The sequence below is a fragment of the Microvirga sp. VF16 genome (assembly GCF_016864375.1).
Classification (GTDB): Bacteria; Pseudomonadota; Alphaproteobacteria; order Rhizobiales; family Beijerinckiaceae; genus Microvirga.
In genome coordinates this window covers 4294196-4310628 of record NZ_CP069354.1, presented here as the reverse complement: position 1 = coordinate 4310628, position 16433 = coordinate 4294196, and the positions used below count along the sequence as shown (strand labels likewise).

General features: G+C 60.5%; 17 protein-coding genes. 8 read left to right on the top strand and 9 right to left on the bottom strand.

What is annotated here, in order from left to right; genetic code table 11:
- Positions 1-24: 24 nt before the first annotated feature.
- Positions 25-291: a hypothetical protein gene (locus JO965_RS20180; protein ID WP_203440786.1), complete on the bottom strand. Its 267-nt coding sequence runs from the start codon at positions 289-291 to the stop codon at positions 25-27.
- Positions 292-516: 225 nt separating this feature from the next.
- On the opposite strand from JO965_RS20180, the gene JO965_RS20175 reads away from it, so the two are divergent.
- Positions 517-825, top strand: coding sequence for a hypothetical protein (locus JO965_RS20175; protein WP_203440785.1), 309 nt, complete (start codon positions 517-519; stop codon positions 823-825).
- 127 nt (positions 826-952) lie between these two features.
- On the opposite strand, the gene JO965_RS20170 is transcribed toward JO965_RS20175, so the two are convergent.
- Positions 953-2101 (bottom strand): glycerophosphodiester phosphodiesterase, encoded by a 1149-nt coding sequence (locus JO965_RS20170; RefSeq protein WP_203440784.1) that lies wholly within the window; start codon positions 2099-2101, stop codon positions 953-955.
- A gap of 179 nt (positions 2102-2280) precedes the next feature.
- Between JO965_RS20170 and JO965_RS20165 the strand changes: the two genes are divergently transcribed.
- Positions 2281-4041: an adenylate/guanylate cyclase domain-containing protein gene (locus JO965_RS20165; RefSeq protein WP_203440783.1), complete on the top strand. Its 1761-nt coding sequence runs from the start codon at positions 2281-2283 to the stop codon at positions 4039-4041.
- A 159-nt stretch (positions 4042-4200) separates the two neighbouring features.
- Here JO965_RS20165 and JO965_RS49205 read toward each other — a convergent pair whose 3' ends face one another.
- The 3 genes from JO965_RS49205 to JO965_RS20150 form a co-directional block, all read right to left on the bottom strand.
- Positions 4201-6006, bottom strand: a complete 1806-nt coding sequence (locus tag JO965_RS49205; RefSeq protein WP_203440782.1) for a calcium-binding protein — start codon at positions 6004-6006, stop codon at positions 4201-4203.
- Between the two features lie 751 nt (positions 6007-6757).
- On the bottom strand, positions 6758-7135 hold the full coding sequence (locus JO965_RS20155) for a hypothetical protein (protein WP_203440781.1): 378 nt from the start codon (positions 7133-7135) through the stop codon (positions 6758-6760).
- A 75-nt stretch (positions 7136-7210) separates the two neighbouring features.
- Positions 7211-7561, bottom strand: a complete 351-nt coding sequence (locus JO965_RS20150; RefSeq protein WP_203440780.1) for a hypothetical protein — start codon at positions 7559-7561, stop codon at positions 7211-7213.
- A gap of 257 nt (positions 7562-7818) precedes the next feature.
- Between JO965_RS20150 and JO965_RS20145 the strand changes: the two genes are divergently transcribed.
- The 3 genes from JO965_RS20145 (at position 7819) to JO965_RS20135 (ending at position 9852) form a co-directional block, all read left to right on the top strand.
- Entirely contained in the window at positions 7819-8823 is a 1005-nt protein-coding gene (locus tag JO965_RS20145) for an AraC family transcriptional regulator (protein ID WP_203440779.1), read from the top strand.
- Between the two features lie 261 nt (positions 8824-9084).
- The gene (locus JO965_RS20140; protein ID WP_203440778.1) at positions 9085-9447 is read left to right on the top strand and encodes a hypothetical protein; all 363 of its coding nucleotides are present in this window, start codon (positions 9085-9087) and stop codon (positions 9445-9447) included.
- Between the two features lie 198 nt (positions 9448-9645).
- Positions 9646-9852 (top strand): hypothetical protein, encoded by a 207-nt coding sequence (locus tag JO965_RS20135; protein ID WP_203440777.1) that lies wholly within the window; start codon positions 9646-9648, stop codon positions 9850-9852.
- A 538-nt stretch (positions 9853-10390) separates the two neighbouring features.
- Here JO965_RS20135 and JO965_RS20130 read toward each other — a convergent pair.
- Positions 10391-11290 (bottom strand): DMT family transporter, encoded by a 900-nt coding sequence (locus tag JO965_RS20130; RefSeq protein WP_203440776.1) that lies wholly within the window; start codon positions 11288-11290, stop codon positions 10391-10393.
- A 703-nt stretch (positions 11291-11993) separates the two neighbouring features.
- Here JO965_RS20130 and JO965_RS20125 point away from each other — a divergent pair.
- A complete protein-coding gene (locus tag JO965_RS20125) occupies positions 11994-12299 on the top strand; it encodes a hypothetical protein (RefSeq protein WP_203440775.1) in 306 nt (101 codons plus the stop codon).
- Between the two features lie 209 nt (positions 12300-12508).
- Here JO965_RS20125 and JO965_RS20120 read toward each other — a convergent pair whose 3' ends face one another.
- The 3 genes from JO965_RS20120 to JO965_RS20110 form a co-directional block, all read right to left on the bottom strand.
- Positions 12509-13195: a transglutaminase-like cysteine peptidase gene (locus JO965_RS20120; RefSeq protein ID WP_203440774.1), complete on the bottom strand. Its 687-nt coding sequence runs from the start codon at positions 13193-13195 to the stop codon at positions 12509-12511.
- 778 nt (positions 13196-13973) lie between these two features.
- Positions 13974-14147 (bottom strand): hypothetical protein, encoded by a 174-nt coding sequence (locus JO965_RS20115; RefSeq protein WP_203440773.1) that lies wholly within the window; start codon positions 14145-14147, stop codon positions 13974-13976.
- Between the two features lie 89 nt (positions 14148-14236).
- The gene (locus JO965_RS20110; protein WP_203440772.1) at positions 14237-14632 is read right to left on the bottom strand and encodes an Ohr family peroxiredoxin; all 396 of its coding nucleotides are present in this window, start codon (positions 14630-14632) and stop codon (positions 14237-14239) included.
- A 146-nt stretch (positions 14633-14778) separates the two neighbouring features.
- Between JO965_RS20110 and JO965_RS20105 the strand changes: the two genes are divergently transcribed.
- Positions 14779-15276 (top strand): MarR family winged helix-turn-helix transcriptional regulator, encoded by a 498-nt coding sequence (locus JO965_RS20105; protein WP_203440771.1) that lies wholly within the window; start codon positions 14779-14781, stop codon positions 15274-15276.
- A gap of 330 nt (positions 15277-15606) precedes the next feature.
- Entirely contained in the window at positions 15607-16170 is a 564-nt protein-coding gene (locus tag JO965_RS20100) for a cytochrome P460 family protein (protein WP_246776630.1), read from the top strand.
- The last annotated feature ends 263 nt before the right edge of the window (positions 16171-16433 follow it).

Below are 16433 nucleotides of genomic sequence, written 5' to 3'. Positions count from 1 at the left end.
CTGTCCGAAAAGATCGGGGCGGCGTCAGTGCAGTCCCGACATGATGCGCCGGATGGTCGCCTGGAGCAGCTCGATTGCGGATTCCGGCTGATCGTCGCCGGCAAGCATCGCGAGAGACGCATCGCCACGCCCCATCATCGCCGTCTCAAGCACAGTGTAATAGGCGAGATCCCGTGTCCGGCCGCTGGTCTGATCTCGGAGAGAGCTGATCGCTTCGATGATCCCGAGCGACTGCCCGCTGCAGACGAGATCGCAGGCCTTTCTCAAGACGCCGAGGACAGTTGGTTCCATGGGTGCCCCTGTTGAGCCAAGTTCTGCCTGGCCTCATTCCGTTTGTGATGGTCGGCTCAGATGAGCCCGAGCGCTTTTAACCAGGTTACCATAACGGATTGGTATCGACCGATGCGTATTGTCGCGCCCGCCTTCGTTCGCTTGCCAGCGGTACCCGTCCGGGCCTAGGGAACGGCCCTATAACCAAAACAACGACTGCTCCGGGGCATCTCAGTGGAAAAAGGCTTGTCAACTCTCGTCCGGCGAATGGTCTCGTTCTCCGGAAACAATCGCTTCATTGCCGCCATTCTCCCGTTGACCGTTCTGACAGTCACGGTGGCTGTCCTCCTCGGCGAGCAAGGCGCGATTGATGCACTGGCCCAGCGCTCGGCTTCCTTGCAGGTGGATCTCAACACGCCACTCGACTACCGGGATTTGGACGCGCCTCAAATTAAGGTTCTCATCTTGCTGGCGTCGGCGGCAGCCGTGCTTCCCGCCTGTCGGTTTTACGAGTTCCTCAAAGGGACGTTGAAGAGCCGTGCGGACAAAGCCTGAGGGCGACCGCGTACGGTCACCTTGTGCTGGGGCGGGAGCCGTATAGGTTCAGTCTGGCACGGCACGCGAACGAAAACGCTCCGGCTCATGTGAGGCCGGAGCGTTTTCGTGAATGCCGTTTTTAGTGTTAGCGCGCCTTCACGGCGTGATCGGTGAAGTCGCTGAAGAGGCCATCGACGCCGAGAGCATAGAAGGCTTTGTATTCCGCAGCCGGGTCGCCCTTGAAGTCGGAGGTCAGGCGCTTCGGCTCGCTGCGGAAGGTCCAGGTGAACACCTGGAGACCGGCGGCATGGGCGTCCCTGACCACGCTCGACGGCTCCACGAGCACGCGGTCGCGCTCGTCGATCCTCCCATCGCCGTTGAGATCGTCCGGCTTGCCGTCGTTGTTCTTGTCGACCTGCTTGCTCGCCAGGATGTACGGCTTCCATGGGGCAACGATGTCGGCATAGGTCTTCATCTCGGCCAGACCTTCCTTCGTCAGGAGGTCCTTGTTGGTGCGTTTGTCGCCGACCACCGCGAAGTCGTAAGGCTGCGCATAAGGAGCCTCCATCACCATGTTGCCGTCCTTGTCGACATCGGCTCCGTCGACAAGCTGTGCCAGGTGCACGTCGATCCTGGTGTTGAGATACTTGAGGTTCGCGGTCTCGAAGCTCTGGATCACCACGGGAGCGTCCTTGCCGGACCAGCCGGCCTCCTTGAGGATACCTACGAGGCGGTCTTCGATCGGAAGGCCAAGCGCGCCGTGGAAGGTGGGATGCTTGGTCTCGGGCGCGATGCCGATGGTGCGCCCGCGCGCCGCCGATTCCGTCTTCACCAGATCGATCACCTCCTGAAGCGTCGGAACCTGGAACTGGCCGTTCTTGGACTGGTCGCGGTCCGCCATGGCCTGCTTGGCGCGCAGTTGCTTGATCTCGGCAAGCGTGAAGTCGCTGGCGAACCAATCCGTTGTGTCGACGCCGTCGACCTTCTTGGTGGTCTTGCGCGACGCGAATTCCGGACGGTTGGCGACATCGGTCGTGCCGCTCAGCATCGGTTCGTGACGGGCGATCAGTACGCCGTCCTTGGTCACCACGAGGTCGGGCTCGACGAAGTCGGCTCCCATCTCGATGGCAAGCTTATAGGCCTCAAGGGTGTGTTCCGGGAGATAGCCGCTGGCGCCTCGATGGGCAACCACGATCGTTCGTTCGCCGGTCAGCGTCTTCTCCTGGGCCATGGCTGGACCGAGCAGCGCGGGCATCGATACGGCGAGTGCGCTCAAAATCACAATATGCTTCATGGAATCCTGTTCCTCCTGGACCGGTCACCTGCCATTGAAGCCATGACATCTCAATGACGATGTCGGCGCAATCCCTTCGACCGGCTCGCGGGAGTTATAGAGTTATATTTGTTGATCTCTTCGCTGGACGAAGTGGCCGCAAAGACGCACCATCAGGTCCTCCACTGGAGGCCCCGGATATGGGCGGCTCTGGCAAGTCAATGGTCCAGCGACGTCTGGCAGCGATTCTTGCCGCTGACGTGGTAGGCTTCTCGGCGCTCATGGGCGAGGATGAGGAAGGCACTCTCGCTCAGATTAAGAGCCTGCGCCGGGAGATCATCGAGCCCAGAGCAACAGACCATCACGGGCGAATTGTGAAGACGACCGGCGATGGCTTCCTGGTTGAATTCAGCAGCCCAACCGAGTCTGTCCAATGTGCTGTCGAGATGCAGGAAGCCCTTACATCAGGATGCACGGAGAATGCCGCTCGCCCGCTCCAGCTGAGGATCGGGATCAATCTTGGCGAGGTTATCTTCGAAGAGGATGGGGATATCTATGGCGACGGGGTTAATATTGCGGCCCGCCTTGAGCAGATGGCCCAACCGGGCAGCATCTGTATTTCGGCCAAGGTTTATGAGGAGGTGAGGGACAAGTTGCCTTACACCTTCCGGGACCGAGGCGAGCAGGCCGTCAAGAACATCGCCAAGCCGGTTCGGATCTACAGCCTCTTTGATGACAGCGTGACAGCAAGTCCGGCAAGCTTGGCGTTACCAGACCGGCCCTCGATAGCCGTTCTGCCGTTCGATTACATGAGCGACAACCGGGATGGCGAATTTCTGGCCGAAGGTCTTTCGGAGGACATTATTGCAGCCCTCTCGCGCATACGGTCGTTCTTCGTCATCGCACGCAACTCGACCTTCACGTACAAAGGACGGGCTGTGAACGTGCAGCAGGTCAGTCAGGAACTCGGCGTCCGTTATGTTCTTGAAGGCAGCGTCAGGCGCAGTCGTGACAAGGTGCGCATCACGGCGCAGTTGATCGACGCAACAACCGGGGTTCACCTTTGGGCGGACCGTTACGATGGCGCAGTCGACGATATTTTCGACCTTCAGGACCGCATCACGGCATGTGTGATCGGGGCGATCCAGCCCTCGATCCGAGCAGCTGAGATCGAACGCTCGCGTCGCAAGCGGCCGGATAGCCTGAATGCTTATGATCTGGTCATGCAGGCTCTGCCCCATGTCTGGTCTCTGGACGCGGCGTCTAACGAGGTTGCGAGCAGGTTGCTCAACGAAGCGCTGAAGCTCGATCCCGCCTATGCTCTCGCTCTGTCCCTTGCCTCCTGGTGCAGCGGGCAGCGGGCCATCTATAACTGGTCAACCCACCCGGAGAATGACAGACGTGATGCATTGGAGAAAGCCCGGGCAGCCGCAGACTTGGATTCAGACGATCCGTTCGTGCTGACTGTGCTGGGAGCCGCCCACGCGATCACCCGCGAGTTTGAGACCGCAGTGCTGCTGCTGGACAAGGCCCTGGCACTTGATCCGAACTCGGCTTGGGCCTGGAACCGCAGCGGATGGCTACGCACATTCCGCGATGATCCTGAAACCGGGATCGATCACTTCCAGAGAGCAATCCGACTAAGCCCCTTCGATCCTATGGTCTTCAACTCCTATGCTGGGATTGGGGATGCGCATTTCGTGGCCGGACGCTACGCGGAGGCAGTTCAATGGCTGGAGAGAGCCTATCTTGCTCATCCCAAAGCGTCCTGGATCAACAGGTTCCTCGCTGCATCATATGCACTGGATGGCAGACAGGATGAGGCCAAAGCGTGCGTCCAAAGGCTTCTCACGACGTATCCCGGCCTGACGGTGACAGCAGTGAGAGCTGCTCCTCCATTCAGTCCGGAGGCAATCAATCGCCTGTGTGAGGGTCTACGACGGGCTGGACTACCGGAATGAGCTTGATGATGCAGGCACCAAGCCGATGGGTGCGCGACGAGCACCTCAACGGCCTAGAGCAGCGGACCCAAAAAAGCTCCGGCCGATTGGGCCTGAAGCCGCCACCAGGATTCCTGGTGGCGGCTTTGCCTTCCGAGAAGTGTGAACCTCGCACGAACGTCAGAGAACGAACGTCACGTCATTGATATTGGTGATGCCTTGAATCACCACAATGTCGTTGTCGCCGCCGGCAAGGGTCAGCTGTAGATCGCTCCCGACAACCTGGCTATTGACTACGGCTCCAACGGCACTCAGGTCGACCACGTCGCCCTCGGTTTCGCTGTAGTCGACGATCAGATCGGTCTCAACCACACCGTTGGCGGTCTCGGTCCCGAAGACGAATGCGTCGGCGCCGGCGCCACTGGTCAGGGTGTCGTTCCCGGCTCCGCCTGTGATCTCCAACGCAACAGCGGGGTCCGTCTGAGCCGAGCCGTCGATGGAGTCGTTACCGCCCAGCCCGTCCACGTCGACCCGCTCGACATTGGTGGTATCGACAGTGATGCCGCCGACATCACGGGAGAACTGGAAGCCGCCGGACATCTGTGTGGTGACCGTCATGACCTCGTCGGCGTTCGAGCCGTTGAAGATCAGGCTGTCCGTGCCGGCCCCGCCGTCGAAAGTGTCGTCCCCGTCGCCCGGATTCCAGGTGAAACTGTCATCGCCAGCTCCGCCTGACGCGGTGTCATTGTCAGTATTGCCGATTATGGAATCATTACCCGCGCCACCCGTGAGGCTATCGTTTCCGGCGCCACCGCTGATTTCCAGAACAACACTGGCATTCGTCTGGGCGGAGCCATCAATGGTGTCGTCGCCGCCCAATCCGTCCACATCAACGCGCTCAACATTGGTGGTATCGACCGTGATGCTGCCGACATCACGGAAGAATTGGAAGCCGCCATTGCCCTGCGTCGTGATCGTCATAAGCTCAGCAGCGTCTGAGCCATTGAAGATCAGCGTGTCCGTGCCGGCCCCGCCATCGAAAGTGTCGTCGCCGTCACCAGGATCCCATTGGAAACTGTCGTCACCAAGGCCGCCGGATGCAACGTCATTGCCAGTATTGCCGAGCATCGTGTCGTTGCCGTCGCCGCCGTCCAGAATGTCATTGCCGGCACCACCTTCCAGAGAATCGTTGCCGGCGCCGCCGCTGATGTCGAGCACGACGGCGGCATTGGTCTGAGCGGAACCGTCGATGGTGTCGTTGCCGCCGAGGGCATTGACGTCGACCCGCTCCACATTGGTTGTGTCGACGGTGATATCGCCGACATTGCGGAAGAACTGGAAGCCGCCATTGGCAAGGGTCGTGATCGTCATCCGCTCGTCGGCATCCGAACCGTTGAAGATCAGAGTGTCCGTGCCGGCCCCGCCGTCGAAGGTGTCGTCCCCGTCGCCGGGGTCCCATTGGAAACTGTCGTCGCCGTCTCCGCCAAACGCGACGTCATTGCCGGTACCGCCCCGAAGCACGTCGTTGCCGCTGCCGCCGTCCAGCGTGTCATTGCCGCTGCCCCCCAGCAGAGTGTCGTTGCCTTGCCCGCCGGACAGGCGGTCATTGCCGCTGCCGCCATCGAGAGAGTCGTTGCCTCGGCCTCCCGACAGGCGGTCGCGGCCGCTGCCTCCGAACAGACGGTCGTTACCGTTGCCGCCGTCGAGGGTGTCGTTGCCGTTGTTGCCGAACAGACGGTCATTGCCGTTGTCGCCGAACAGTCGATCGTTGCCGTTTCCGCCCTCGAGGGTGTCGTTGCCGCTGCGGCCGAACAATCGATCATTGCCGTTGCCGCCGAACAGGCGATCATTGCCGCTGCCGCCATCCAAGGAGTCATTGCCGCCCAGTCCGACCAGGCGGTCGTTGCCACCTCTCCCAAAGATTCGATCAGCTCCAATGGTGCCAATCAGAGTATCGCGACGTCCACTGCCAAATATGAGTGCCATTCGATCCTCCCAGTTACGGAGAACTTTCGCTTATGGGATATAGGGCTTCACTACACCTTCTGTGGTACACCTTTTGCAGTACGCAGGTTGCAGTAGCTGGCTGTCATTCCTTTCAATGAGTATATATTGAATGAATATGGCTTTGTTTAAGTTTTCCTGTGAGATGATTCCTGTTTTCTCTTGAAGATCATGTAATTCTTTGTAGTTATCATGCCTCATAAACAAGAGCGATCTTCTCGGTATTGTATGTGAGTACAAATCGCTGACTTCATGAACACATAACGAGAGAAAAAGTTCATTAAGTGCCAAAGCGAGCACATTTCATGAGCGCACCGCCTCGGCGACACGGTTCCAGCCGCGATTAATCGAACCAGAGGATGCAGGCTACCGCATCCTCCCGAAGCGCTCTGTGAGAGCGAACGAGCCGTCGCATCCTTACAAGCTTTGCTGACACGTTGCGGTGCTTAGGATTGCCCATACCTCTCGTGGGGGCGTTCAGGGCAGCGACATCTGTCCATTCGATGATCGGTATCGAAGCGGATAACGAGAGGAGGGGTTGCTGAGGCTCGCTGTCGGCGTTGGAGTCCGATCCGAGGAGGGGATTCGGTACGGGGGAAGATTATTCGAAAGAAATGTCCCGCCCGCCCGATGGTGCTCTTATTCGACGACCTTACGGGCGGGCGGGTTCCAGCAACGGTACGCAACATGCCCCTACGTGCCGGACGCCGATCGGTAGCCGGGAGAGAGTACGCTAGACTTGCTCTCGTGAGCCATTGGCTTGCTCGATTGCGCCTGTTTCGTTGAGGGGGCGGCACTGGATGGAAATGATTACGTCATTGAAATATCCCGCTTCCTCGTTTGCTCGCTCACGAACCCACTCATCCGGCAATAACTCGGAGGAAGCGGATCGAAGTCGACGGTTCCTCAGACAGACCGCCGCTGCGAATGCCGATGCGCCGCAGGTAACGAAAATTGTCATGCTGACGAAGAAGGAGGTGAAGTCGGTAACGTCCGAGGTATCGGCGGTGATCATGTAGGTGTCGTGCAGGGCGAACAGCACCATGCCGACCAAGGCGCCGCAACAGGCGAACTCGATCGGATCCTCTCTCCTGCGCGATGCAGGTTTCATCGTGCCATTCCCAAGAGATTGATCACGGGTTGCCGAGAGTCCCGGCTAACCCCGAAAGTGTCGCGACCGGTTCGGTCAATGCAGCGTCTGCAGGCGATGAGCGACTTCCCAGACGAACGCGACGGCGGCAGCCAGTTCGTCTTCGTCGAACTCATGCCAGCCGATGCTGTCGATCTCCGCGTCGTTCGTCCGCGACCGCAGTTTTAGCCAGAACCGCGGCAGGCCAGCCATCGCAGCCTCGATGTCTTCTGTCAGGTTGATCTCGAAGCTGCCGAGGCGGGCAACCGTTACTGTCCGGGTGGTCTCCAGGTAATCCGGTCCGGCGGCGAGTTGAACATAGGCGCGGATGATCTTCTGTTCGATCCAGTCGGGATTGAACTCAGGACAAACGGCATCGGTCGCGCATATCGCGCGTAGATGGGACATTCCACTCTCCATCGGATTTGCGACAACCGGCGGCAAACAGCCGAACACATCAGGACTGCACAATTCAGCAGCCGTCCCTGCCCATGATGTCGATGGCAGCGTTGATAGCCGAGACATCCTGCGAATGAATTGCTATCGTGGGACAAAGGCTTGTTGGATGGGGTCACCAGCATGCCGCCGACGCGGATCTTCGTGGGCGAATGATGCGGTCATCCGGGCGAACACACCGTAACGTGCCTCCCAGTGCGGGCGGACTCATGACCAGACTTGCCATCGCTCGCCTCGTCGCGGCCGGCATCGATCCTGCTCCTCTTCTCGACCAGACCGGAATCACATCTGCAAAGATCGACGATCCCGATGCCTGGCTGGCGGCGGACGGGCAAGTCATGCTCCTGAATCTGGCCGCGGATGCGCTGCAGGATGATCTTCTCGGATTTCATCTGGCCCAGGAATTCGATCTCCGACAGGCCGAACTGCTCTATTACGTTCTCGCCTCGTCCGAGGCTCTTGGCGACGCTCTGACCCGGGCCGAACGGTATTGCTCTATCGCCAACGAAAGCATTGTGCTGCGTTACATATCCGGGACCATGGCTGGGATCCGCTTCAACTATGCCGGCATTCCACGGCACGTGGACCGGCACCAGATGGAATTCTGGATGACGGCCATGGTGCGGATCTGCCGCCGCCTGACGGGCCGCGACATCAGCCCCATCCGCATGTCCGTGACCCACCCTCGCTGCGCGAGATCGACAGCCATCGAGGAATTCGTCAGCTGTTCCATTGCCTTTGGTGCCGGTGCGGACGAGGTCGCCTTCGCACGCGGCGTAGCCCAGCTTCGGCTGCCAAACGCCGATCCCTACCTGAACAAGGTCCTCGTCAGGCAATGTGAGGACGCCCTGGCCCAGCACGAGCGGCTCGAAGGATCGTTCCAGGCCCGCGTGGAGAACGCCATCGCGCCATTGTTGCCGCATGGCAGGGCACGGGTGGACGACGTCGCGCGAGCCCTCGGCATGAGCCGGCGGACATTGGCGCGGCGTTTGGCGGAGGAGCACCTGAGTTTCACCGCCATTCTGGAGAGGGTCCGGCTCAACCTGGCGCATCACTACCTCAAGGATCCAGGCCTCTCGGTTTCGCGGATTGCCTGGCTGCTGGGCTTTCAGGAGACCAGTGCCTTCACGAATTCCTTCAGACGGTGGACCGGCCTCACGCCGACGCAAATGCGCACTCAGTCGAACGGTCATATGGAGGCTGATCCGTATTGAGCGCCAGGGCCGTGAGTGCCCATGAGTGCCCTGGCTTCGCACAAGGCGGCGCCTCGATTGGGCATCTCGGGGTTGTCATGGGGCTGCTGGGATTGACAGAGAGACGGTCCGGCAGGCTATCGGTGATCGTATCGGCTTGGTGAAACGTTGAATCGCTTCGCAAAAGCCGAAGGAGTTCATCGGCCCGGTCGGCTCACGCATTGCCGTGGCGAATCGATCCGGGCCGCGCCGGATGGGCGGTGCAGTGGGAGGAACCGGGTTTTGGTCAAGCGGATTGGTTCAAAGGCGTGGCGGGTCCAGGTGTCGGATGACGGCGCGATCATCGCTCTGGGCATTCGTGCCGATACGGGCAAGGAATACGAGGTTCTCCTCGGCGCGGTGGATTCCACCCCCATCGTGACGGATCTGCTCAACGAGATGGTGCGAACCCACCGGGACAAGCCGCCCCGGACCTTTGCCGCAGATGCCGGGCCGAACCATGCCAAAAGCGTGCCGGTGCAGCCTTTGAGCACACGGGTCGAGCAGAGCGGCGAAAGACCCGTCCTCGTCCTGGACTTCGGCGGAACCGTTCTGAAGGTGGCAATCGACCCTGCCCAGCTGCAGCAGGCTCTGTCCGCCTCCTAATCTGTTTCGATAGGTCTCGATGCTCCGGGCGCTTTCGAACCTTTGCCCAGGGTTGGCCGTTGCACGTCTAGAGCCTCGGATCGAAAAGTGGATTTGCACTTTTGGGATCGATCCGATGCTCTTTTCTTTGATGTGCGCGTCGTTTCCGCGGCCCTTCGGGTCTGCACGATGCGCTAGTCTCATGCGGAGGGATGCGCCATGGCCTACGATACAGACGACAAGCCCGTCCTGCTGATCAAGAAGCTCGGAGGCGTTCTCCTCCTCATCTGCGGCCTCGCGCTCATGACGCTGGGCTACAGCGGGGACTCGACCGGACTGATCGTCCTCGGACTCCTCGCAGCCGCAGCAGGCGCGGTCCTGCTCGTGCTCAAGATCGTTCGACGCAATCAAGGCCATGAAGTCTGATCGGCGCCGCAGAGCCCCTTGATCGCTGGAGTGGATCCGATGCTCCCTCCTATAAGTGGCGTATCGTTCGGCGCGGCCCTCTGGGGCCGCACGATGCGCTAGATCAAGCGGGCCTATCCAAGGCTCCTTCGCTATAGCCAGCTTCCCGGAGGCGGCCACTTCGCGACCCGGGAAGGGTTGGACTCTTTTCAGAAGAGGTTCGCGCGGGCTTCAGACCGCTACGCACATAGACCTGATGATTGTGGCGTAGGATGTGCGCCGTCTCTCACCCGTATGCGGCACCATTTGCGGGAGCCGAAAACAGCATGCAGGGCTTCTCGCTCCAGTGTCCGCGTTGGTCCGATGCGGCCTTCAAGGAAGGTTCGCTGTGTTATCCTGCGGAAAGTCCGCATGCCGCTCACAAGCCGACCAATGCGTGATGTCTCAGATGTGCCACAAGCCGACATTGAAGCTACTCGATGTACCGCTAAGCGACCCAGCTCGTCATCTGCTCCCTGTGACAAGGCCCAGCCGCAAAAGGCCGGCTTGAAGATCATGCTCAGGCCATTCTGTGTCGGAGCTCATCGATCCGCTCGGCGACCAAATGGCCGAGCACCGCGATCATAACGATTCCGCCGCCGACCAGCGCAAGTCGGCCGGGCACTTCACCGACTGCCAGCCATACCCAGATCGGCGCCAGGACAGTTTCCAGGACGGACGCAAGGCCCGCTTCCGCTGCGGGAATCCGCTGCACGCCGGCCGAAAACATGACGAGCCCGAGACCCATCTGACAGATCCCAAAGATGGCAAACAGCATGAGATCGTTCAGCGACACCTGTAGGGGACTTGCAAGCGGTGCGGTGACGAGAGCGGTGATCAGGCATGCGGCGCACAGCGCGTCTGTCATCTGCAAGTCCGGATAAAGCCGGGCGACGACAATGGTGGCCGCCAAACAGACAGCGACCACCACCGACAGAAGATCCCCGAGCAAGCGGCCGCTCTGAGCTGAATCCGAGATCATGATGCCGACGCCGAAAAGCGCCAGCGAGATCGCCATCAGGGTGCGAATAAGTACCCGCTCGCGCATGAGGAGCCAGGCGCCAAGAGCCGCGAAGAAGGGTGCCGTTGCCTGGATGAACAGGACGTTGGCGACTGTCGTTTCATACAGCGCGGTAATGAAAGAGATCATTGCCGCCGCAAAAGTCACCGCAATGCCGAGGCTCGGCCAGCCGAAACGCTTGACCACAACCCGCCAATCGCCCTGCTCCTTGAACGCGATATAGCAGCACAGAAAGGCAGCGGCAAAGATGGACCGCCAGAAAAGCGTGGTCCAGACGTCCGTCGCGGTGAGCCGCGTAATTATCCCGGCGATGCTCCAGACAGCAGCTGCACCCGCCACCAGTGCAACGCCGCGCCAGCGGCGGCTGACAGCACCCGGCTCAATGGCGATCTCTTGCATGACGATCGACCCGCAACGGCTGCCGCCCCGCCCCGGGCGTGAGCAACTTCCTGCGGGAGAGGCGCGTCATATTCGCCCCCGCAAACCCAGAATGTCAATCAGCGCAGCCTTGCCGGAACCCTGCGCGGGCACAGGGTCAAAGCGTAACGTTAAGCGGACCAAATGAAAGTCCGCTCACGATGCCAATCCAGAAATCTTGATAAGGTCAGCCCGATGCCAGGAGCCGACCTAGATCCTGACTCGCCGCCCCACAAATTGCAGGACGGCGATGCTGGCCAGGATCATAACAAGACAACCAAGAAGGTTTATCGTGTCGCCGACCAGAAGGACGCCAATCGCCGACGCCACGACCAATCATTCACTAACATTGATCCCGGGCCACCTCGTGGGGCCGGCCAGCGACGCCTGACCTCTGCACGGTCAGGCCGGGAGGTCGCTCGCCAAGTCGGGAAGGACCAAAGGAAACCCTTTCCTCTGAGCCGCTTCACCACAGGAATGACTGCGATCGCTTTCGCACAAGCCATGTGTGGCCCCGGTCACGGAAGGACGGGCTGTTTCGAGCGATCCTGGTGACATCGCAGGAGGTCACCATGACACGATCCTCAAAACGCCAGGCCAGACGCTGGATCATCCAAGAGCTGACTCGCTGCATGGAGCAGCGCAGCCAACCTCTCCCCTCATCCAAGCCGATTGGGGAGTGATCATGTTGTACGCGCGGGCCCAGGAAACCTCCGACATCATGGACAGCCAGATCAGGGCCAGGGCGAAGGCTCTCTGCGTCGACGATGGCTTCGATCCGGACCTGAGTGTGACGCACGCGTACGGCGACGACTTCACCGCCGAGGAGTGGGATTCCTGGTGGACATCCAACCCGGAAGTCCCCTTCCAAGAGGTGGTCAGCCCGATGTGGCGGCTGTACCGCGCCCACGCGTTCATGGAGCTGTCGCAACTCCAGAAGGTGCTTGAGACCAGCGCCAACGTCGTCTTCTTCAGGCGAAGGAACGTTTAGCGCATCGTGCGGACCCGGAGGGCCACGCCAGTGAAAAGTGGATCCGGTTTTCGCTGACGCGGACCTCCGGTTCCGCATCAACGATGCGCCGCTTAAGGGATTGAGCATCGGACCCAAAAGTGGGTCCACTTTTGGGTCCGATGCTCTAGCGTGGGGAAACACCCGACGTCGTGCTGACAGTCCCCACCCGCGAATTGCCGGAACGGCCGTTACTTGGCTGCGGTCGCGGTAGGTGCGATCCGATCCCCGAACCAGACCCAGGCCTTGCCCTCCGCTCCCTCACCCTTGACGTAGACGTAACCTGTTTGCTGCCAGGGCAGAACGGCATCCCTCTTGTTGTCCAGGATGAGATCGCCGAGATCCGTGCGCACCCTCAACACGGCATGCCCGGCGCCCAGTTCATCGATGACGACAGTCATGCGCATCGCCCGTTGCGGCAGTCCCCGTTCAACCAGGAGCTTGCGCTTGAGCAGTTGCATGTCCTCGCAGTCTCCAAGCCCGTCGTCCGGATAATCCCAGCGATCCACCACACCCCAGTGATCCTGGTCCGGCACCGCCGCTATCGTTCGGTTGACGTGCTTGTTGACCTCCTGAAGAGAGGACCAGGTGCCGTCGGTCAGCGGGATGGTGTCCGGCTCGGAGGAATCGATCGAGCACTCCCGTGGATGCTGATCGCAGAACTGCATCCAAGCCAAGGTCGGTCCGGCTTCTCCGGAAGAGCGAAGATCCTCGCTGACGATTGGCGGCGCCACAGGAGCGGGTTCGGGCGTCCCGGCGAGGACAGGGTGGGCGCCCCAGAGACACAGAACAGCGGCTGCCTGGCTGGCCCGCCTCAGGACACGATAGACACACGTCTCCTCTTGGGCGCGACGCCGCCTCGATGCATTCCGGTGCATATCTTGCTCGCTTGGCTTATTGCTTGGGCATTGGTCCACGCCCAGTAGACCTGCACAGTGACTAGGCAGGAACCACTTGAATGCCCTTTCTTGGTTCGCCAACCGCTGATAATGTGTGCTTTTGCCTATTGGTTAGGCAACACATTTGCTTTCTGAGACGTCATGTCGTTCGAGGCAAGACTAGCGCCTGAAAATCAGGCTCTCGCCGAGTGGTCTGGCAGTAAGCCTCACCGGACGGCATACCCGAAAAACCGGTCTCATTTTGCGCTGCACAAATTTGTCGCGGCGCCCTGAGCTACACTTCCGGACCATATGCGATACTCTCGCTTCCTGACGGCCCTCGCTATGGAGAGAAAGGACCATATGGTCCAGACATCGTGCCCAAAGTGTTCATGTGACGCGGCATCAGTCCTGAGCGTTGCCACGAAAGACGGGTACTTCACCGCCTCTGTACAGTGCCACGTCTGCGGGTTCGAGAAGAGCACGGATCAGGGTTTCCAGGACGAACGGACCGCCCGCGAGGCCGCTACCCAATCCTGGGTGGATGGAACGGAACCCATCGCTTCAAGCCAACAAGGGTGATCCGGAGTTGCGGGGTCAAGCGTCCTTCGCAACCGGATCTGCTACAGCGACGCGTCGCTTGGACCGCTGCGGGGCGCCCGCATGGGCTTCCGGGTCCCGTCATCTGGCGAAGGTCAGGAAGGGGTCAACGCCGGAAGGCAGGTGAGCCTGTGCAAAGGTCCGTTGATGTTCACGTCTCGGACCTCGCATCATTCCCTCAAATCCCCTCACCAACCTTGAACCACCATTCCCGCACGTCCCAGCCATAGCCTTCCTCGCGCTGGATGCGGTCGAGATGGGCGAAGAGTTCGTCACGCAGCTCTTGGAGGCTGTGACCTTTTCTCGATGTCGGGGTAATCGGGTGACGGGGCAGGGGGACGTGCTCGTCCATCTCGCCCAGCATGCGGTAGCGTAGATCCCCGGTGTGGTTTGTTCGCGGGGAACCGGGCCTGCCTGGGTGGCAGGCCCGGCCGATCCCGGTCAGAGCAGATTGGTCTCGACGTTGATGTTGCCGTGCGTCGCCTTGGAGTACGGGCAGATCGCGTGGGCCGCATCGATCAGCGTCTGCGCGACCTCGCGCTCGATCCCCGGTACGCTGACGTTGAGGCGGGCCTGCAGGAAATAGGCGCCGCCGTCGCGGACCAAGTCGATCTCGGTATCGACCGTCGGCAGGGTCGGGAAGGTGATCTTCCGTTGGGCGGCGGCCAGCTCGAGCGCACCAATGTAGCAGGCCGACCAGGCGGCGCCGAACAGGTTCTCGGCGGCCGGGTGCGGCTGGGACAGCTTGAGGTCGAGGAACCCGTCACTGCTGCGCGTGCCGCCGTTGCGGCCGCCGGCGTTGTGGGTCTTTCCGGTGAAGAGGACGTTCGCCGCCATGATGAAACCCTTTCTGTGCCGTTTGCATCGTATCCGATTAATTCGGATGCGATGCAAATACGCTCCGAGCAAAGGCATGTCAAGCACTTTCGATTTAATCGGATACGATTTATATTCGGGCAACAGCGACACCCGCGGAGAGGCCCATGCCCCAGACCCCAAGACCGAAGACGCCCACCAGGCCCCGGCCTGAGGCCCCGCAGGCCAGCGGCGACGGTCCGAAGCTGTCGAATTTTCTGTGCTTCGCGATCTACTCGGCCAACCTCGCCTTCGGCCGCGCCTACAAGCCGCTCCTGGACAAGCTTGGCCTGACCTACACCCAATACATCGCCCTGGTGGCGCTGTCCGAGGCGGACGACCAGACCGTCGGGGCCCTCGGCGAGAGGCTGTATTTGGAATCCAACACGCTGACGCCGATCCTCAAGAAGCTCGAGGCGACCGGCTATATCCGGCGGCACCGCGATCCCGCCGACGAGCGGCAGGTGCGGGTCAGCCTGACGCCGGCCGGCCGCCAACTGCTCGAGACGGATCCGGGCGCGGCGCTGGTCGACGCCATCGGGCTCGGAGCGGACTTTCCCGCCACGCAGAAGACCGTGGCACGAATCCGTGACAATCTCCTGCGCGCCACCCAGGCTGAATCCTGAGGCGCGGAGACACAGCCAGGGCGTCGAATGGTGGAGACTGCGAGAGGCAAGGGACGAGGCGCCTCCAAGCGCGCCGCTTGCTCGCCACGCCGCCGAGGTATAGCCTGCTAGGGCGTGTATTTATAAAGGCGCTGATGCCGGCTTGGGGAGCTCAGCAGAATCTTCTGCTTGATTAAGCGCGTTGCCGGTTTTGACCTAAACGCGGTCATCATGTTGCGTTTCGCGTGCGAGCAAATTTTTTGACAAGAGATGGGAGTGACCCGTGCCGCGTCGGCGCGTTTGAACGAACGCTCCTGAAGTCGAGCTGCAAATCGAAGCGGAGGAATGACCATGACGAAAATTCCATCCTCGCTGATGATTGTTGCGTTGATACCGGCCGCCTTGGGCGGTATCGCCATAGCCGCACAAGACAAGTACACGGTGCAGGTGCCCGATGGGCTCGCATTCTCCGACTTCAGGGGATACGAAAGCTGGGAGGTCGTCTCCGTCGCGATGACCGACGCGACCGGCCCGGCGATGTCGGGCGAGGGCGATGCGGTGCTCAACGTGATCATGGCCAATCCGGCGATGATCGAAGCCTATCGAAACGGCGTTCCCGGCAACGGCACGAAATTCCCCGACGGCTCGAAGATTGCGAAGATCCAGTGGATACCGAAAAAGAGTGCCGAGTCACCCTTTTCCGTAAATGTGCCGGACACTCTGAGGAATGTTGCTTTCATTGAAAAGGACAGCAAGCGATTTCCCGACAGTGGCGGATGGGGATATGCCAACTTCAACTATGACGCTGCATCCAAGACGTTCACGCCCGATGGGCAAGGCTCCAATTGCGGACACGCGTGCCACACGATCGTGGAGGCAAAAGATTACATTTTTCACTCGTACCAGACGCGGTGAGCACCTTTTCGAGCGGGCTTCCGGCCCCTCCGCGAGACGCTCGGAAGATTGTGGCGCGCACGTTGCGCAAGGCGACATCAGAATCCAGAAGGGCATTCATCGATGGAGCCAAACAAGCTCTTGGCATCCTGACGCTCTGGCCGGGAGCAGAAAGGAGATCGCCATACTGACGGGCGATCCCCATCCACGCGATTTCCGAGTTAGCGCATCGTGCGGAAAAGTGGATCCGGTTTTCCGCCCCGAACGATGCGCTACTTAAGGGA

What these genes read in the sequence shown, in the direction of transcription:
- JO965_RS20180 (WP_203440786.1), bottom strand. Translation starts at nt 291, where the DNA reads ATGGAACCAACTGTCCTCGGCGTCTTGAGAAAGGCCTGCGATCTCGTC.
- JO965_RS20170 (WP_203440784.1), bottom strand. Translation starts at nt 2,101, where the DNA reads ATGAAGCATATTGTGATTTTGAGCGCACTCGCCGTATCGATGCCCGCG.
- JO965_RS20165 (WP_203440783.1), top strand. Translation starts at nt 2,281, where the DNA reads ATGGGCGGCTCTGGCAAGTCAATGGTCCAGCGACGTCTGGCAGCGATT.
- JO965_RS49205 (WP_203440782.1), bottom strand. Translation starts at nt 6,006, where the DNA reads ATGGCACTCATATTTGGCAGTGGACGTCGCGATACTCTGATTGGCACC.
- JO965_RS20155 (WP_203440781.1), bottom strand. Translation starts at nt 7,135, where the DNA reads ATGAAACCTGCATCGCGCAGGAGAGAGGATCCGATCGAGTTCGCCTGT.
- JO965_RS20150 (WP_203440780.1), bottom strand. Translation starts at nt 7,561, where the DNA reads ATGTCCCATCTACGCGCGATATGCGCGACCGATGCCGTTTGTCCTGAG.
- JO965_RS20145 (WP_203440779.1), top strand. Translation starts at nt 7,819, where the DNA reads ATGACCAGACTTGCCATCGCTCGCCTCGTCGCGGCCGGCATCGATCCT.
- JO965_RS20135 (WP_203440777.1), top strand. Translation starts at nt 9,646, where the DNA reads ATGGCCTACGATACAGACGACAAGCCCGTCCTGCTGATCAAGAAGCTC.
- JO965_RS20130 (WP_203440776.1), bottom strand. Translation starts at nt 11,290, where the DNA reads ATGCAAGAGATCGCCATTGAGCCGGGTGCTGTCAGCCGCCGCTGGCGC.
- JO965_RS20125 (WP_203440775.1), top strand. Translation starts at nt 11,994, where the DNA reads ATGTTGTACGCGCGGGCCCAGGAAACCTCCGACATCATGGACAGCCAG.
- JO965_RS20120 (WP_203440774.1), bottom strand. Translation starts at nt 13,195, where the DNA reads ATGCACCGGAATGCATCGAGGCGGCGTCGCGCCCAAGAGGAGACGTGT.
- JO965_RS20115 (WP_203440773.1), bottom strand. Translation starts at nt 14,147, where the DNA reads ATGGACGAGCACGTCCCCCTGCCCCGTCACCCGATTACCCCGACATCG.
- JO965_RS20110 (WP_203440772.1), bottom strand. Translation starts at nt 14,632, where the DNA reads ATGGCGGCGAACGTCCTCTTCACCGGAAAGACCCACAACGCCGGCGGC.
- JO965_RS20105 (WP_203440771.1), top strand. Translation starts at nt 14,779, where the DNA reads ATGCCCCAGACCCCAAGACCGAAGACGCCCACCAGGCCCCGGCCTGAG.
- JO965_RS20100 (WP_246776630.1), top strand. Translation starts at nt 15,607, where the DNA reads ATGACGAAAATTCCATCCTCGCTGATGATTGTTGCGTTGATACCGGCC.